This window comes from Oceanobacillus sp. CAU 1775 (assembly GCF_054482815.1).
This window is the reverse complement of record NZ_JBTLRO010000002.1, coordinates 113,977-130,177: the sequence shown is the minus strand read 5'-3', so window position 1 is coordinate 130,177 and position 16,201 is coordinate 113,977. Positions and strand designations below refer to the sequence as shown.

The window sequence follows — 16,201 nt, the reverse complement described above, 5'->3', positions numbered from 1 at the left end:
TGATTTTTACATGTACTACAATCAAAAGGAGGTATATATTATGAGTGGTAGCTACGGTTACGGTGGGGGCTTTGCTCTAATTGTTGTGCTGTTTATTCTTTTAATTATCGTCGGTGCAGCTTGGATGTAAAGCAAAACTAAAATCCGTTTGTTTTAAACAAATGGGTATAAAAGCCAGCCCTAAATAATGGGCTGGCTTTTAATCTTCATCAATTACATCGCATTTATTATAAAACTCACTAATTTCTTCTGTTGCTGAGACCGTATATTTTTTAGAATATAACTGATGAATCTGATTAACCATTTCTTTACCTATACCTAAATTACGGTGGGATGGGTTAACAGATAAATCTTGGATAATGACATTTATATCATTGTCAATTTTAACTCCAATAGCTCCTAAGATATCGTCTTCGTCTTTCCAAAGGTAAAGATGCCAATCAGTATTTGTCTCATACTCTTTAATTTGTTGCAATAGTTTCTTTACATCTTTTTTTTCATCGGGCATAAAAGATAATAATCCCATCGCAATCTTTTCCATATTCTTTTTATAACGAATTAACATAGTAACCCCTCATCAATAAACTAAATTCATTTGTGTTTGGTTTATTTGTACAAATAAATCATTACTTCGAAAAGCATATATATATTTATTGCACTATAAACGGAGTTTGTCAAATAAATATAGAAACGGCGATTAAAGTATGACTAAGAAACAAATGCATAAAAGAATTATTCTGATTGTACCCTTACTTCCTTCATAATATCACCATTCTGCATGTTACGAGCTGTTTCTAACCCAGATGTAATTTTACCAAATACGGTGTGTACACCATTTAGATGTGGCTGAGGTTCATGAACAAGGAAAAACTGACTTGATCCCGTATCTTTTCCTGCGTGAGCCATTGATAATGAACCAGCTTCGTGCGTATGTGGATTACCTTCTGTTTCACACTTAATTGTTTTACCACTTCCACCTGCTCCTGTACCTGTAGGGTCTCCACCCTGACTTACAAACCCAGGGATAACTCGGTGGAACGTAACTCCATCGTAAAATCCTTCATTCGCTAAATCCTCAAAGTTTTTAACTGTATTTGGTGCAGCTTCTGGATAAAATTCGATTTCAATTCTTTCGCCGCTTTCCATTAAAATATAGCCTGTTTTCGCCATAAATCATTCGCTCCTTCAATTTTAAATTTTATATCTCGTACAGTTTACCATTTTCATTCATAGTTTAAAAGAATTGTCGTCTTATTCATAGGATAAGTCATTTTTAATTATATCTTCCATTGTTTCGCGCTTCACAACTAATTTATCGATACCGTTTTCCACAAACACTACTGCAGGCTTCGCTAATCGATTATAGTTACTTGCCATTGAATACCCATACGCTCCAGTAGAAAATACAGCTAAAATGTCATTTGCTTCAATTTTTGGAAGTGGTAAGTCCCAAATTAGCATATCACCTGACTCACAGCACTTTCCAGCGATGGAAACTTCATCTTCAGCTTTTTCGATTGCTTTATTAGCAATAATTGCGTCATACTTTGCCTCGTATAATGCTGGTCGAATATTATCTGCCATCCCACCATCTACAGACGCGTAATTTCTAATACCTTCAATATTTTTTGTTGAACCTAATGTATAAAGTGAAATCCCTGCATCTCCAACAATAGAACGACCAGGTTCGATCCAAATTTCTGGTATTGGAATATTTAAATGCTCACTTTTTTCTTTTACTGCTTCAACAATTTCTTCGATATAAACAGCTTTTTCTAAAGGTTGGTCTTCTTTTGTATATCTAATCCCATACCCGCCGCCTAGATTTAAAACTTTAGGTACGAAATTATAAGTGTCATACCAAGACTCGATTTTATTGAATAATAACTCTACAGCTACTTTGAAGCCTTTTGTTTCAAAAATCTGTGACCCTATATGGCAATGAAGACCTAATAAATTTAACGAATGATGATTATGTAAAAGCTTTAGTGCTTCTTCTGCTTGTCCATTCTCTAAATTGAATCCAAACTTCGAGTCTTCATTTCCAGTCATAATATACTGGTGGGTATTTAATTCAACCCCAGGTGTCACACGTAATAAGATATCTATTTTTTTAGTTTCGTTTTGGAGTAATTCCTCAAGTAACTCTATTTCATAAAAGTTATCAACAACAATACAGCCAATCTCATGTTCTATTGCAAGTTCAAGTTCTTTTTTGCTTTTATTATTTCCATGTAGATGAATTCTATTTGTTGGAAACCCTGCCTGTAAAGCTGTATATAATTCCCCTTCTGATACAACATCTAAATGAAGGTTCTCTTGCTTCGCAACTTGAAGCATCGCTATACTTGAGAATGCTTTACTGGCATAAGCAACTTTATAATTAACATTTAGTTTTTCAAAAGCACGAATAAAATTACGAGTATTTTCTCTTATTAAAGAGACGTCATAGACATATAATGGTGTATCATATTTTTTTGCAAGTTCTATTGTATCTATACCACCAATTTCTAAATGTCCCTTATCGTTAGCATTAAAAGGATGATGATCTATTTTCAAAAAAATCTCCCCCAATTTCAATTAGTAAAATAATATATTACTTTACCATGTTAAAGACCAAAACAAAAGAAATTCATCTTACGTTTTCTTCCTCGGCATACGATACGTATTTTTTGGATGAACAATACTTGGTCTTTTATTAGAAAATGGGACTGGGATTCTAAATACAATATGCATGAACGCATAAGGTTCAAATGGGATAAACGGCCAGAAATATGGCGTTTTCAGTGATTTTAACTGTACTAAATAAAGAAAATGAAGCAAACTTGATACCACAAAGCCCATCACGCCAAAGAGCGCTGTGGATATAACAATGAAATACTTAGCTAATTTATTCGCGGCTCCTAATTCATAGCTAGGAGTAACATAAGATCCAATCGCAGTAACAGCTACATACAAAATAACTTCAGGTGTAAACATCCCTACGTCAATGGCAATTTGACCGATTAAAACGGCGGCAATTAACCCCATTGCTGTCGATAAAGGTGTTGGAGTATGCACTGCAGCCATCCTTAGAAACTCTATCCCTATATCTGCAAGAAGGATTTGAATAACGATGGGAATATTACCTTCTTCATTTGGCCCAATAAATGATAATGCTTTAGGTAATAATTCAGGTTGTAAAACAAAAAGCAACCAAAGAGGTAAAAGGTAAATAGATACTAAAATACCTAAAAACCTTGTCCAACGTACAAATGTCCCAAAAGCTGGTGATTGTCGATACTCTTCGGCATGTTGTAGGTGCTGGAAAAATGTTGTTGGCAAAATGATTACACTTGGAGATGCGTCGACAGTTACCAGTATATGACCTTCTAATAAATGACTGGCTGCAACGTCAGGCCTTTCCGTATAACGAACAAGCGGATACGGATTCCATTTTCTATCAATAATAAATTCTTCCAATGATTTATCGGCCATCACTAAGCCATCAATTTCAACTTCTCTAACTTTTTTTCTAACTAGTTCTACCAATTCATCACTAGCAATATCAGCAATATAACTAATACAAACGTCTGTTTTTGACCTTTCTCCAATTTTCACCATTTCATTTCGGAGTCTTGCATCCCGGATTCTTCTTCTTGTTAAAGCTGTATTCTCAATAATATTTTCCGTGTAACCGTCTCTTGAACCTCGGATTACTTGTTCTGTGTCGGGTTCTTCCGGACTTCTGCCAGGGTAATTACGCATATCGACAGCTATTGCATCTTCAGAGCCATCGATAAATATAACAATTAAGCCTGACAAAACCTGATCAACCACTTCATCAAGCGCGTGTAACTTCTCAACTTGTTGGTGAACCAAACGATTTAAAACAATTTCTTCAACTTTATCACTTTCACTCTCGTGATCATTTATCCCAACAATCTCCCTCATTAACTGTTGAATAATACTTGTGTCACAGAGCCCAGAAACAAAGTAAATTTGTAATTTGGTTTCTAATATGTAAATCTGACGATAATCAACATCATATGAAATATCAATACCAAGCTTATCATTCAAGTAAATGTAATTATCGACAATATTCGCAGATACTTTTGTTTTCGTTTTCATCATTATACGACCTTTATAGTTTTTATTTTGTGGCTATGTTAAAGCTTACTATTGATATTTCAAACAATTTGAAATAGGAAAAAGGTAAATTGAGCTTCGGAAATATACGGAGACTCCTGCGGGATGCAAGGCAACGGTGAGATCCCGCAGTACGCGAAGCGTGCGAGGAAGCTCACCAGCCGCCTAAGGATGCGCGAAGTATATTTCCGAAGCGGGTTTATCCTCTATAAAACATTGAACTTTAACAGCGCTTATTTTGTGATAATGGCACAGTAATATTTACTGATAAATATTAAAAAACTTTCAATGTAATGATTAATAGTTAACAAAGTACAACCATTGAAATAAGGAGCCAAAGATTTTACCAAAGACGATTGCCATTAGTAACCAGAGAATGAAGTGGTCTAATCCTACTCTTTTATACAAAATAGGAAAGACATTTAACACTTCTGTAAGTGCTGCTGCAAGCATGCCGTTAAAAATACCGTGAATTGTTCCCCACAGTAAAAGGACAAAAATACTTTGATTGAATGTAACAGGAAAGAATGAAAGAATTGTCCCGAATAGCAGACCTAATACGATAGAGGCAGAATACAGATTTATTAAATGATACGTTTTTGTTAATTGGGTTAAACGTGGGATAATATTTAATACCGTTATAAAAGCTACAAAACCTCCACCTACAACAATACCGCCACTAAATCCTATAAAGATTTGGAAAAGATTATTTAGTATCATCGGTATCTTCAAGCGTATTTTCTTGTATGATTAAATATTCATCGAGATTTTGCTGGTAATTAAATATTTCAACTTCTAATGGACTTGGTTCTTCATTAAAACGACGCTTAAACCAATGATTAAAGAATAGGATCGTTCCAACTCCAAGCCCCAATGAATATGGCACTTGGATCCATAACGGGTGTTCATTTGTTTCACCTGTTAAAATGACATGTAGCTTCTGTTGAACTTCTTGCATACTGACATCGTAATGGAAGTTCATTATTGTCATCGAAGTTCCGATAAATAGAATCATCCATACGACAAAAGCTAGTGGGATTTTCTTAAAATTTCTATTTGTTTTTACGCGAATAACACTTTGCGCTGGTCCAATCGAGTCAATTTCTAAGCCTGGCAATTCATCTTGTATACTTTTTATTATTAGAAAAACATCGATAATAATGACATTTTGGTCTTTTTTTGTAATTTGGTAGATAACTTTATTCTCAATTACTTTTTTATATTCTTCAGGCGCAATAATATAGGAAATGTCTTTTAATTGGATCTTTTTATATTTATCAAAAGTTACATTTCTTTTTAATCTTAAATAGACTATTTCCTTCATCGTTTTCACCTCGTCTAAATCATTATTTTTAGTATGGCAAAAAAATGTGTCTTTATCCGTAAAAATAAAATTGCTAGGAAAGATATACTTCCCTAGCTCCTCTAGATATAAAATCATACACCAAGAAAAACTTTTATTTCTTGTAAAAGCTTTTTCTCAATTCTTGACACTTGTACTTGAGATATTCCCAATCTATTAGCGACTTCTGTCTGCGTTTGGTCTTTGTAGTAACGCAAATAAATAATAAGCCTTTCCCTTTTATCCAAATGTTGAATCGCTTCCTCTAAGGATAGCTTTTCAAACCACTTTGTATCTTCTAAGGCAATTTGATCAAGTAATGTTATAGGATCCCCATCATTTTCAAAGACTGTTTCATGAATGGAATGCGGTGATTTAGCTGCATCTTCTGCATGTATTACCTCTTCCACAGTCAGCTCTGTTTCTTCTGCAACTTCTTGAATAGTAGGTGAACGTCCAAGATTTTTCGTTAAATGTTCTTTTGCTCTTCGTATTTTATTTCCCGCTTCTTTTAAGGTTCTACTTACCTTTACACTTCCATCATCGCGAAGAAACCTTTGTATTTCACCAATTATCATTGGTACAGCATAGGTAGAAAATCTTACATCATAACTTAGATCAAATTTATCAATTGACTTAATAAGACCTATGCTCCCTATCTGGAATAAATCATCAGGATCATAGCCTCTATTGATAAATCGCTGAACAACGGACCACACAAGTCTCACATTTCTTTCAACTAATAGGTCTCTTGCGGCTTTATCTCCATTCTGACTTTGAAGAATAAGTGCTCTCACTTCTTCGTTTGATAAAGTTTCCTTCCTGCTCCTTGTTTGTTTATTAAGATTCATTTTCATGCACCTTAATTATAAACCGTTTTATTTTTTACAATCTGTTTCGTCATGGCAATACTTGTACCTTGTCCTAAAGATGAATCTATATGGATACTATCCATAAAGTTCTCCATAATTGTAAAGCCCATTCCAGATCTCTCTAAGTCAGGTTTCGATGTATAAAGTGGTTCTCTTGCCGTGAGAATATCATCTATCCCCACCCCATCATCTTCTATTACTATACTGACCTCATTACCATCTATCTCACAAAAAATTTTAACCATACAATCCGGATTATTTTTGTAACCATGAATAATCGCATTTGTTACAGCTTCAGAAACTACTGTTTTAATTTCAGTCAATTCATCCATTGTAGGATCAAGTTGTGAAATAAAAGCAGCAACCGCAACTCTAGCAAATCCTTCATTTTCACTTACACTTGCAAATTCTAATTTCATCGTATTTTTCATGAAGGCACCCCCAAGGCTTCTAAAGCTATAGTCTCATTCTCTTCCAAACGAATGATTTTAAATAACCCAGATATTTCAAACAAACGTTTGATTGAAGGCGCTATAGAACAAACAACTAATTCACCACCAAGTTGCATAATTTCCTTATAGCGGCCTAGAATCACGCCTAGGCCAGAACTATCCATAAAAGTTATATCCTCTAAATTTAGGATGACGTGCTCCACTCCATGTTCATAAATCATTCTTTTCCATTCATTTCGAAGTACCTCTGCTGCATGATGGTCTAACTCGCCAGTTAGCCTGACAATTAGAACATTATCTTTCACAGCAAACATTGATTGTAGCCCCATTGATTCTCCTCCTTCTTTGCTTATATCTCTTACTTCTTTTTTTATCTAGTGAATTCCTGCTACATGACAAAACTAGTGGTTTATCCCCAAAGTTTTTAATTATTATTCAAAAACAGTTACTTTTTGAAGCGAACGTTTTAATAATGTTAAAAATGAAGCATGTTCAATATCTTTTTCTACTGTTAAGTTTGTTTCATGAATGATTTCATCACCATTTTTAATACTTAGACGACCAATCACATCTCCAGTTTTTATAGGTAAAGAGGTCACTTCGAAAATTTCATAATCTGTTGTGAGATTTTCTAGCTCTTCGCCTTTTGCATGAAGTGTACTTACATCTTCTGTAGTAACTATATTTGTTACTTTATTCTTTGCTTTTAAATTATCAATTTCACTGATCTTGTCACCTTTTTTATAAATGCTTTTCGTTTCAAAATGGTTAAAAGCATAATCAATCATAGATGAGACAGCAGCATTTCTTTCCTTTGAGGTATCATAGCCCATAACTACTGCAACAACTCGCATATCATCTTGTTTTGCAGTGGCAGTTAGACAGTATTTTGCTTCTGAGGTATATCCTGTTTTTAACCCATCTACATCTGGATGGAATCGGACCAACTTATTTGTGTTTACGAGCCAAAATTCATTTTCTTCGCCTTTTCTCAGATAGTCTTCATAAATAGAAGTGTAGTTTGTTATTGTATCGTATTTTAGTAACTCTCTTGCCATCACAGCCATGTCATATGCTGTACTATAGTGATCTTTTGCTGGTAACCCCGAAGAGTTTTGAAACTGAGTATTTTCTAGACCTAATGATTTTGCTTTTTCATTCATTGCTTTTACAAATTCTTGTTCGCTTCCAGCAATTCTTTCTGCTAATGCGACACTTGCATCATTTGCAGATGCTATTGCTATACCCTTTATTAGATCTTCCACTAACATTTCTTCGCCGGCTCCCAAGAATATTTGTGTTCCACCCATGGAAGACGCGTTTTCACTAATCCGAATAGCTTCACTCGTAGATAATTTGTCGTTATCAATTGCTTCCATAATCAGTAATAATGTCATGATCTTTGTCATACTTGCTGGTGGGAGTTTTTCATGTGGGTTTTTATTAAATAATATCGTACCTGTATCTTGTTCTATTAATATTGCTGATTTTGATCCTTCAGCTAGATTTACTGATTCCTTAGATTCCGCAGCAGATACATTATGTACTTGTATCGTTACAAGACTACCAATTAAGATTATTACAGCGAAAAATATAGGAAAATAATACTTTCTCATAGAATTACCTCCAATAGTATTCAATATACAGTTAGCATGCCCAATAATTAGTGATTTTATACAGGCAATCGCCAATAATCACCGTATAAAAGACAAAAAAACATACTTAATCAAAATGTATGATTAAGTATGTTTCTATAAAATAAATTATATCTCCACAGTTCCGTAAATTAACTGTGGTTTGTTTGGTTGGTCTTTAGATATTTGAATGTTTTTGTATAGCAGGTTTTTAACTTCACTAACTTCTTCAGAATTGGCATGAATGGTTAAGAGAGACTCTCCCTTATCCACTTTGTCGCCCACTTTCTTATGAAGGACAAGTCCTACTGCTAAATCTATTTCGGAATCTTTTGTCGTTCTGCCTGCACCCAATAGCATAGCTGCTTTACCAACTTCATTTGCAACTATATTGGAAACATACCCATCTGTTTCAGCAGGTAGTTCTATTTTAAACCTTGCTTGGGGTAGTAAGTCCGTATTGCTTACAACACTGCCATCTCCACCTTGAGACTCCAGAAACAGTCTGAACAATTCTAATGCTTCCCCATTATGGAGCTTTTCTTCAAGTTGCTCTCTTGCTTCTTCTAAAGAATTAGCCAATCCACCTACGACAACCATTTGACTTCCGAGTGTCAAACATAATTCAGTTAAGTCAGCTGGGCCATTTCCTTTAAGTGTTTCAATTGCTTCTTTGACTTCTAAAGCATTTCCGATAGCAAAACCTAATGGTTGACTCATATCAGAAATAACGGCCATTGTATTTCTATTTAACTGTTGACCTATACCGACCATCGCATGTGCTAATTCTTTTGCTTGATCAATTTCTTTCATAAAAGCACCAGAACCAGTTTTAACATCTAGAACAATTGCATCTGCTCCAGCTGCAATTTTTTTACTCATGATAGAACTAGCAATTAGCGGAATTGAATTTACAGTTGCTGTCACATCACGTAAGCTATATATTTTCTTGTCTGCTGGTGTAATGTTACCACTTTGCCCAATAACAGCAACTTTATTTTTATTCACTAAGTGAGTAAATTCATCAATAGATAATTCCACATGGAAACCTGGAACACTTTCTAATTTATCAAGCGTACCACCTGTATGTCCAAGACCTCTTCCACTCATTTTTGCGATAGGAACACCAACCGATGCAACCAATGGCGCAAGAATAAGAGTAGTAGTGTCGCCAACTCCTCCAGTAGAATGTTTATCAACTTTAATTCCTTCAATACTGGAAAGGTTTATTGTATCACCTGAGTTTACCATTGCCATTGTTAAATCAGCACGCTCTTCCTCACTCATATCTTGAAAATAAATCGCCATTAATAGCGCACTCATCTGATAATCAGGTATTTGATCTTTTGTGTATCCATCAATTAGAAAATTAATTTCTTCTTTTGATAAATTTTCACCATTTCTTTTTTTCTCAATAAGATAATTCATATTCATCGTAACAACTCATTTCTTATGGCATTATTGATATAATTTCTTTAACTAGGCGTAAGAAGTTTTCTCTTACACTCGTTGTTGTTTCTATTACTTCTTCATGGTTTAATGGTTGATCGAGAATACCAGCAGCCATATTAGAAATACAAGAAATTCCTAATACACGTATCTCTGCATGTCTCGCAACGATAACTTCCGGTACAGTAGACATACCAACAGCATCGCCACCCCAGCTTCTAATCATTTTTACTTCAGCCGGTGTTTCATAAGTTGGTCCACTATTTCCTACATAGACACCTTTTTGGATATTTATATTTAGTTTTTTTGCACTTTCTTCAGCAAGTGCAATATATTCCTTATCGTAACTTTGTGACATATCTGGAAAACGTACACCAAGTGAATCATTATTACTGCCGATAAGTGGATTAGTGCCCGTATTATTAATATGGTCGGTAATTAACATTAAATCACCTGGTTTATAGTTTGTATTCACTCCACCTGCTGCGTTGGTAACAACTATTGATTCAATTCCTAATTCTTTCATAACACGAACTGGGAAGGTAACTTTATCGATGGAATAGCCTTCATAATAATGAAATCTTCCTTGCATCGCAATTACATGCTTGCCTTCTAATTCACCAATAACTAATTTGCCTTCATGGCCTGATACAGTTGATACTGGAAATCCAGGTATTTCTTCGTATGGAATAGCAACTGGATTTTTAATTTCATCAGCTAAAACTCCAAGACCTGATCCCAAGATTAATCCAATAGTTGGTGAATGATTTAGTTTTTCTTTAATAAAACTACTCGCGTTTTTAATCGCATTTAAGTCCATTTATTATCTCTCCTCAATATCCTTTAAAAAACTCGTCCCATGCGTAGGCATTGGAACAGAAAAGTTATCTGCAATTGTTGCCCCAATGTCTGCAAATGTTTGACGTATCGGTAACTCTTTACCTTCTGCAATATTCGAATGATATGCAAGTAATGGAACATATTCTCTTGTATGGTCAGTTCCCGGAAATGTTGGATCGTTTCCGTGATCTGCAGTAATTAGTAATAAATCGTCAGGCTTTAGTTTTGATAGAACTTCTGGAAGTCTTTTATCAAAAGCTTCCAAAGCTTTTCCATAACCTACAGGATCTCTGCGATGGCCATAAACTGCATCAAAGTCAACTAAATTTAAAAAGCTTAAACCAGTAAAGTCTTTGTCCATTGAGTCTACAAGTTTTGTCATCCCGTCTTCATTATCGACTGTTCGAATAGATTCTGTAATCCCTTCTCCATCATAAATGTCTGAGATTTTTCCTAGTGCTATTACATCAAATGCACTATCTTTTAATTCATTCATTACTGTTCTACCAAAGGGCTTCAATGCGTAATCATGACGATTAGCTGTTCTAACAAATTGACCTGGCATACCGATGAATGGTCTGGCAATCACTCTGCCCACCATAAACTCTTCTTTTCGTGTTAACTCTCTTGCAATTTCACAGATCTGGTATAGTTCTTCAATTGGAATAACCTTCTCATGTGCTGCAATTTGTAAAACAGAGTCAGCAGACGTATAAACAATTAAGTCACCACTAGCTAAATGCTCAGGACCTAATTCATTCATTATTTCAGTGCCTGAAGCTGGTTTATTACCTACAACTTTTCTGCCAGTTCTCTTCTCAAGTTCATCTATTAACTCTTTCGGAAATCCATTTGGGAAGGTTTGGAATGGTTGTGAAATATGTAGGCCCATAATTTCCCAATGGCCAGTCATTGTGTCTTTTCCAGTAGAAGCTTCCATCATTTTTGTAAAATGTGCTTTAGGTACTTCTGCCTTCTGAATACCGTTAATCTCTTTTATATTCGATAGACCAAGTTCTCCTATAACTGGCATATTAAGTCCATCTACATGATTTGCAATATTGCCTAGTGTATTCGAGCCAACATCCCCGTATGCTGCCGCATCAGGTGCTTCTCCGATACCTACTGAGTCCATTACAATTAAAAAAACACGCTTAAAAGATCTCATGTTTTTTCCTCCTTTTATAAGGCTTATTAAGCTCTTGGATGATATGTATTATACATATCTTTTAGTCTAGATTTTGTAACATGTGTATAAATCTGTGTCGTCGAGATATCTTCATGTCCGAGCATTTCTTGTACAATTCTTAAGTCTGCACCATTCTCTAATAAATGTGTAGCAAAAGAATGACGTAATGTATGTGGAGTGATGTTCTTAGTTATTCCTGCTTCTAAAGTAGCTTTTTTTAAGATTTTCCAAAAGCCTTGTCTGGTTAAAGTTCTGCCATGTTGATTAACAAAAAGGGTATCTGTTTGTTGTTGCTTAACAAGCTGTGGTCTCCCATAATTCAAATAATCTTCTAAAGCAGTTTTTGCTGTTTCACCTAAAGGTACAATTCTTTCTTTTGAACCTTTACCAAAGCATTGAACAAACCCCATCATTAAATGTAAATCGGCAGTTTTAAGTGTTGTCATTTCTGTGACTCGTAAACCAGTAGCATATAAAAGTTCCAACATCGCTTTTGTACGATAATCTAGCGGTGTAATTGTTTGGATATTCAATAATTTATCGACTTCTTGCATGGAAAGAATATCAGGTAATGTTCTATCCTTTTTTGGTTTTTCAATATGCATACTCGCATCTTGAGTGACAATTTGGTCCCGAATTAAAAATTGATGAAAAGACCGAATGGATGAGATATGTCTAGATATAGTAGCAGTAGATTTCCCATTATCTTTTAAAGTGTACAAGAAGTTTAGAATATCTTGTCTTTTTACTGCATTCCAGTTTGTGATTTGTTTTGTCTTCGCCATATATTCAATATAATGAACTAAATCTCTCTTATAAGACTGAAGTGTGTTCTCTGAAAGTCCTCTTTCAATTTTTAGGAAATGAAGATAATCCTCAAACTCATTTAATAGCATCAATTATCCCCCACAGCATATTTTTGGGTACAGTATTAATGTACCTTCTTTATGTATATTTGTAAATTCTCGAGTCAAAAAAAGAACCTCTTTTCAATTGAAAAAGGTTCTTATGTATTAATTAGCTTTAGCTGGTACCACTTGGCATTGTTTACAAATTCCATGAAAGGTTAACCGGTGATCCTTCACCTGAAAGCCCCAATCTGCTTCTATAATTTTTTCTACATCTTCTAAGAGATCATTTACAACTTCTTCAACAGATCCACATTCTATACAAACGAGATGATGGTGAAAATGCTCAGCACCCTCTTTACGAAGGTCGTAACGCGAAACGCCATCTCCAAAATTAATTTTATCAACAATTTTTAACTCTGATAATAATTCTAGTGTTCGATATACAGTTGCTAACCCGATTTCAGGAGATTTTTCCTTCACCAATAAATAAATATCCTCCGCACTCAAATGGTCTTGCTCTCTTTCTAGTAAGACTCTAACTGTTGCTTCTCTTTGTGGAGTTAACTTATAACTTTGTGCGTGAAGTTGTTTTTTTATTTGTTCAATCCTGTGTTCCATTGGCAATTCGCCTCCCTCATATCCCAACTTAATTATAGGCATCAAACATGCTAGTGTCAAAATTTTATCGTAGACTAACTACCAGTAATACCCACTCACTTCTTGCCTTTAAAAAACTAGAAGTCGGGGATAAAGAAAAACCCTAAAAAACAGAAGTTTAACTTCATAGAACGAACTATATTTATAATCATTATAAAGTAAGGTTAATTATAAGTAAAATGATTTGATTAATATTTCCATGGCTCCCATTGAAACATAGGATTCAATCAAAGCTGCAATGGATGAAACAATAAATAACATTGAGAAAACAATTATATAATTGAAAAAAGGTTTTCTTAAATAGTTTACGCTGCCGTTAGAGAAGATTTTTTTAAATAGAAGCAATGAAAAAATCATTGTCAGTGAACCTGCGATTAGATAAACAGGAACAATGATTAAATTATGAGGAATAATAGATAGCGCGACAAATAAGAATCCCTCTCCACCTAATTGACTTACAATAAAGCCAACGGAAAAGCCAATTACTAGCCCTTTTATAAAAATAAGAATCCAGACAATCGGTAATCCAATAATAGATAAGCCAAGAACTCCCAATATTCCTAGAAATCTAAGATGATAGAAAAAACTTTCTTGCCATAATAACCCTTGGTCTATACCTTGCTCATTTATCGTGAACGTAAAGAAACGCTCTAAGTAAAAAAATAAATCTTGTTTTTGTGTAAAATTCATTCCATTTACGATTACTGATCCAAATATTACTCCAGTAATAAATAAAATGATAATAAATACAAAGATAATAGAATGCTCTCTTATATGTTGTGATAAAAAGTTCCTATAGTTTTGCATTATTTCTCCCCCATTCAAACATCGAATCCTATCTTATGCTATGAGATAGGGGGAATTTATAGAACAAATACTAGACTTAATATTTATTTAAGAGAGCCATATCTGCCTCCACCACCAGGGATAATCTCTAATCTACCTTTTCGATTATCTATGATAGCTTGTGCAAGTTTTTCGGGAATGACCTTTTCTAATTCTGCTTTCTCAATATTGTGGAGTATGTTCATTTCTGTTCCGAAGTTATCAATTAATTTCTCAAAAGTTTTGGGCCCAAGTTTTGGCAAGTATTCTAATGGTACTTGGTGGGTATATGCAGGTCGTATTTGTTCCACATTCGCACTGGAAAGAGCTTCTATTCGCTCCTTCACTCCATTAATTATTTTATTTGACCCACAATTTATACAAATTTGTTTTTCTGGATTAGGAAATAGGCAATTCTTACAAACTGTATGATAATACTTCCCTAACTTTGGATTCATACCGAAGTTATTAACGATTTTACGATTATTTATCCCGTGAAGAGCCCATTCGAACTCTTTAAAAGATGGGCAAGTCATCTGTACTTTTTGATACTCTCTTGCAATTTTTGCTAAAGAATGTGCATCTGAATTTGTCAGATAGGTGTAACGGGATAATTCTTCTATTCCATTTGCCATGGAAGTGTCCGAACTTAACCCTAATTCAACTGCATCTATTAAATCTGCATCAAGTACTTCTGTGAGAGAAGTTACAACTCCCTTACCATATAAACTTTTAAATGGAGTAAAGATATGTGCTGGGATAAACAGGCCAGATAATTCCTTTACTTTATACTGTAAATCTTTAGCTGTACCATAATACCGTTGCGAGCTAAGGTTGATATTTTTCATTCTTCCTTTTAGCCATTCCGTAAATAATTCCATTTTCTCTAAATATGGAAAATAACATAGTACATGAATTGGCCCCTGACAACTTTCTTCATAGACTTCTATTTCTGTACCAAGAATTAAAGTAAGTTTTTCAAATTTAATCCCGCCATCTTCAAGTTCATAACAAATACCTTTTGCAATTAAATCGTTAATCTCTGCTTGAACATTTGGTGCATGGCAATCAATTACTCCAATTAAATCTAACCCTTTATTTCTACTTGCTTCTATTAATATATTTGTAAGGGTAAGCGTTTTGGCCCCAGTAATTTTTACTGGCTTATTTAGATAATCCCTTCCAATATGAATATGCATATCAGCAAAATAGTTATTCAAAAATTAGAATCCTCCTAATGCATGCAAGTAAAGTATCGCATAGTTTGTTTTTGCATCATGAATTTTTTCTTGTTCAACAAGTTCTTTTGCTTCGTCTAATGTTAATTCAAGTATCTCAATAAATTCATCATCATCGCCTGGAATTGGTTCCTCCAGCTTTTCAAGTGTATTTGTAATGTATATATACATTAATTCATTGGCGAATCCCGGTGATGTATAGAATGATGTAACAAAAGAAAGTTCTTTCGTTGTATAACCAGTCTCTTCTTCGAGTTCACGTATAGCCGCTGCCAAAGGTTGTTCATTATTATCTAATTTACCAGCAGGTATTTCTATTAATGTTTTTTCTAATGGTTTACGATATTGTTTCACAAATACTATTTTATTATCCTCTGTAATCGGGATAACTGCTACCGCGCCAGGATGCTTAACAATTTCTCTTTGAGATTTTTCACCGTTAGGCAATTCTACTTCATCCACTTGCAAACTTATAATTTTTCCATCAAATATCTGTTCTGTATGTGTCGTGCGTTCTTCGAAGTTCTTCATAATTATCTCCCTTTAGTGTTTAATGCATCTAGTTTACCATTATTTCATATGCATGAGTACTATCCAAGCTAATTTGCCAAGAGGTTATATATCAATATGAAAATTATTAGAAATTTAGGGTATATACGAATATAGGGCGAAAAATAATCTATTACAACAATACTGTATACCATTAAATACACAGTAAATCTGA

The 16,201-nt window shown here is 34.3% G+C and carries 19 protein-coding genes; 1 reads left to right on the top strand and 18 read right to left on the bottom strand.

What is annotated here, in order from left to right:
* Positions 1 to 40 precede the first annotated feature (40 nt).
* The gene (locus ACXYMZ_RS03865) at positions 41 to 130 is read left to right on the top strand and encodes a YjcZ family sporulation protein (RefSeq protein ID WP_458947040.1); all 90 of its coding nucleotides are present in this window, start codon (positions 41 to 43) and stop codon (positions 128 to 130) included.
* A 69-nt stretch (positions 131 to 199) separates the two neighbouring features.
* Here the strand turns inward: ACXYMZ_RS03865 and ACXYMZ_RS03860 are convergent, their stop codons facing one another.
* From ACXYMZ_RS03860 to ACXYMZ_RS03775, 18 genes are all read right to left on the bottom strand, one after another.
* Positions 200 to 565: a GNAT family N-acetyltransferase gene (locus ACXYMZ_RS03860; protein WP_458947039.1), complete on the bottom strand. Its 366-nt coding sequence runs from the start codon at positions 563 to 565 to the stop codon at positions 200 to 202.
* A gap of 167 nt (positions 566 to 732) precedes the next feature.
* The gene (locus ACXYMZ_RS03855) at positions 733 to 1,170 is read right to left on the bottom strand and encodes a peptidylprolyl isomerase (RefSeq protein WP_458947038.1); all 438 of its coding nucleotides are present in this window, start codon (positions 1,168 to 1,170) and stop codon (positions 733 to 735) included.
* A gap of 81 nt (positions 1,171 to 1,251) precedes the next feature.
* Positions 1,252 to 2,559 (bottom strand): diaminopimelate decarboxylase, encoded by a 1,308-nt coding sequence (gene lysA / locus ACXYMZ_RS03850; protein WP_458947037.1) that lies wholly within the window; start codon positions 2,557 to 2,559, stop codon positions 1,252 to 1,254.
* Positions 2,560 to 2,637: 78 nt separating this feature from the next.
* Positions 2,638 to 4,110, bottom strand: a complete 1,473-nt coding sequence (locus tag ACXYMZ_RS03845; protein ID WP_458947036.1) for a spore germination protein — start codon at positions 4,108 to 4,110, stop codon at positions 2,638 to 2,640.
* Between the two features lie 315 nt (positions 4,111 to 4,425).
* A complete protein-coding gene (locus tag ACXYMZ_RS03840; protein WP_458947487.1) occupies positions 4,426 to 4,848 on the bottom strand; it encodes a stage V sporulation protein AB in 423 nt (140 codons plus the stop codon).
* Positions 4,835 to 5,452, bottom strand: coding sequence for a stage V sporulation protein AA (locus ACXYMZ_RS03835; protein ID WP_458947035.1), 618 nt, complete (start codon positions 5,450 to 5,452; stop codon positions 4,835 to 4,837). Before ACXYMZ_RS03835 ends, ACXYMZ_RS03840 begins: the two co-directional genes overlap by 14 nt.
* Positions 5,453 to 5,565: 113 nt before the next feature.
* Positions 5,566 to 6,321: an RNA polymerase sporulation sigma factor SigF gene (sigF, locus tag ACXYMZ_RS03830; RefSeq protein WP_458947034.1), complete on the bottom strand. Its 756-nt coding sequence runs from the start codon at positions 6,319 to 6,321 to the stop codon at positions 5,566 to 5,568.
* Positions 6,322 to 6,332: 11 nt separating this feature from the next.
* Positions 6,333 to 6,773, bottom strand: coding sequence for an anti-sigma F factor (gene spoIIAB / locus ACXYMZ_RS03825; RefSeq protein ID WP_458947033.1), 441 nt, complete (start codon positions 6,771 to 6,773; stop codon positions 6,333 to 6,335).
* The gene (spoIIAA, locus tag ACXYMZ_RS03820; protein ID WP_458947032.1) at positions 6,770 to 7,123 is read right to left on the bottom strand and encodes an anti-sigma F factor antagonist; all 354 of its coding nucleotides are present in this window, start codon (positions 7,121 to 7,123) and stop codon (positions 6,770 to 6,772) included. The genes spoIIAB and spoIIAA overlap by 4 nt, the downstream gene beginning before the upstream one ends.
* A gap of 102 nt (positions 7,124 to 7,225) precedes the next feature.
* Positions 7,226 to 8,410, bottom strand: a complete 1,185-nt coding sequence (locus ACXYMZ_RS03815; RefSeq protein WP_458947031.1) for a D-alanyl-D-alanine carboxypeptidase family protein — start codon at positions 8,408 to 8,410, stop codon at positions 7,226 to 7,228.
* Positions 8,411 to 8,557: 147 nt separating this feature from the next.
* Entirely contained in the window at positions 8,558 to 9,862 is a 1,305-nt protein-coding gene (locus tag ACXYMZ_RS03810; RefSeq protein WP_458947030.1) for a pyrimidine-nucleoside phosphorylase, read from the bottom strand.
* Between the two features lie 16 nt (positions 9,863 to 9,878).
* The gene (locus ACXYMZ_RS03805) at positions 9,879 to 10,697 is read right to left on the bottom strand and encodes a purine-nucleoside phosphorylase (protein WP_458947029.1); all 819 of its coding nucleotides are present in this window, start codon (positions 10,695 to 10,697) and stop codon (positions 9,879 to 9,881) included.
* 3 nt (positions 10,698 to 10,700) lie between these two features.
* A complete protein-coding gene (gene deoB / locus ACXYMZ_RS03800; protein WP_458947028.1) occupies positions 10,701 to 11,885 on the bottom strand; it encodes a phosphopentomutase in 1,185 nt (394 codons plus the stop codon).
* A 26-nt stretch (positions 11,886 to 11,911) separates the two neighbouring features.
* Positions 11,912 to 12,802, bottom strand: a complete 891-nt coding sequence (xerD, locus tag ACXYMZ_RS03795; RefSeq protein WP_458947027.1) for a site-specific tyrosine recombinase XerD — start codon at positions 12,800 to 12,802, stop codon at positions 11,912 to 11,914.
* Positions 12,803 to 12,919: 117 nt separating this feature from the next.
* On the bottom strand, positions 12,920 to 13,375 hold the full coding sequence (gene fur, locus ACXYMZ_RS03790; RefSeq protein WP_458947026.1) for a ferric iron uptake transcriptional regulator: 456 nt from the start codon (positions 13,373 to 13,375) through the stop codon (positions 12,920 to 12,922).
* Positions 13,376 to 13,582: 207 nt separating this feature from the next.
* Positions 13,583 to 14,221 (bottom strand): stage II sporulation protein M, encoded by a 639-nt coding sequence (gene spoIIM / locus ACXYMZ_RS03785; RefSeq protein ID WP_458947025.1) that lies wholly within the window; start codon positions 14,219 to 14,221, stop codon positions 13,583 to 13,585.
* Between the two features lie 83 nt (positions 14,222 to 14,304).
* On the bottom strand, positions 14,305 to 15,459 hold the full coding sequence (locus ACXYMZ_RS03780; RefSeq protein WP_458947024.1) for an endonuclease Q family protein: 1,155 nt from the start codon (positions 15,457 to 15,459) through the stop codon (positions 14,305 to 14,307).
* Positions 15,460 to 15,462: 3 nt separating this feature from the next.
* Positions 15,463 to 16,008, bottom strand: a complete 546-nt coding sequence (locus ACXYMZ_RS03775; protein WP_458947023.1) for an NUDIX hydrolase — start codon at positions 16,006 to 16,008, stop codon at positions 15,463 to 15,465.
* Positions 16,009 to 16,201 lie beyond the last annotated feature (193 nt).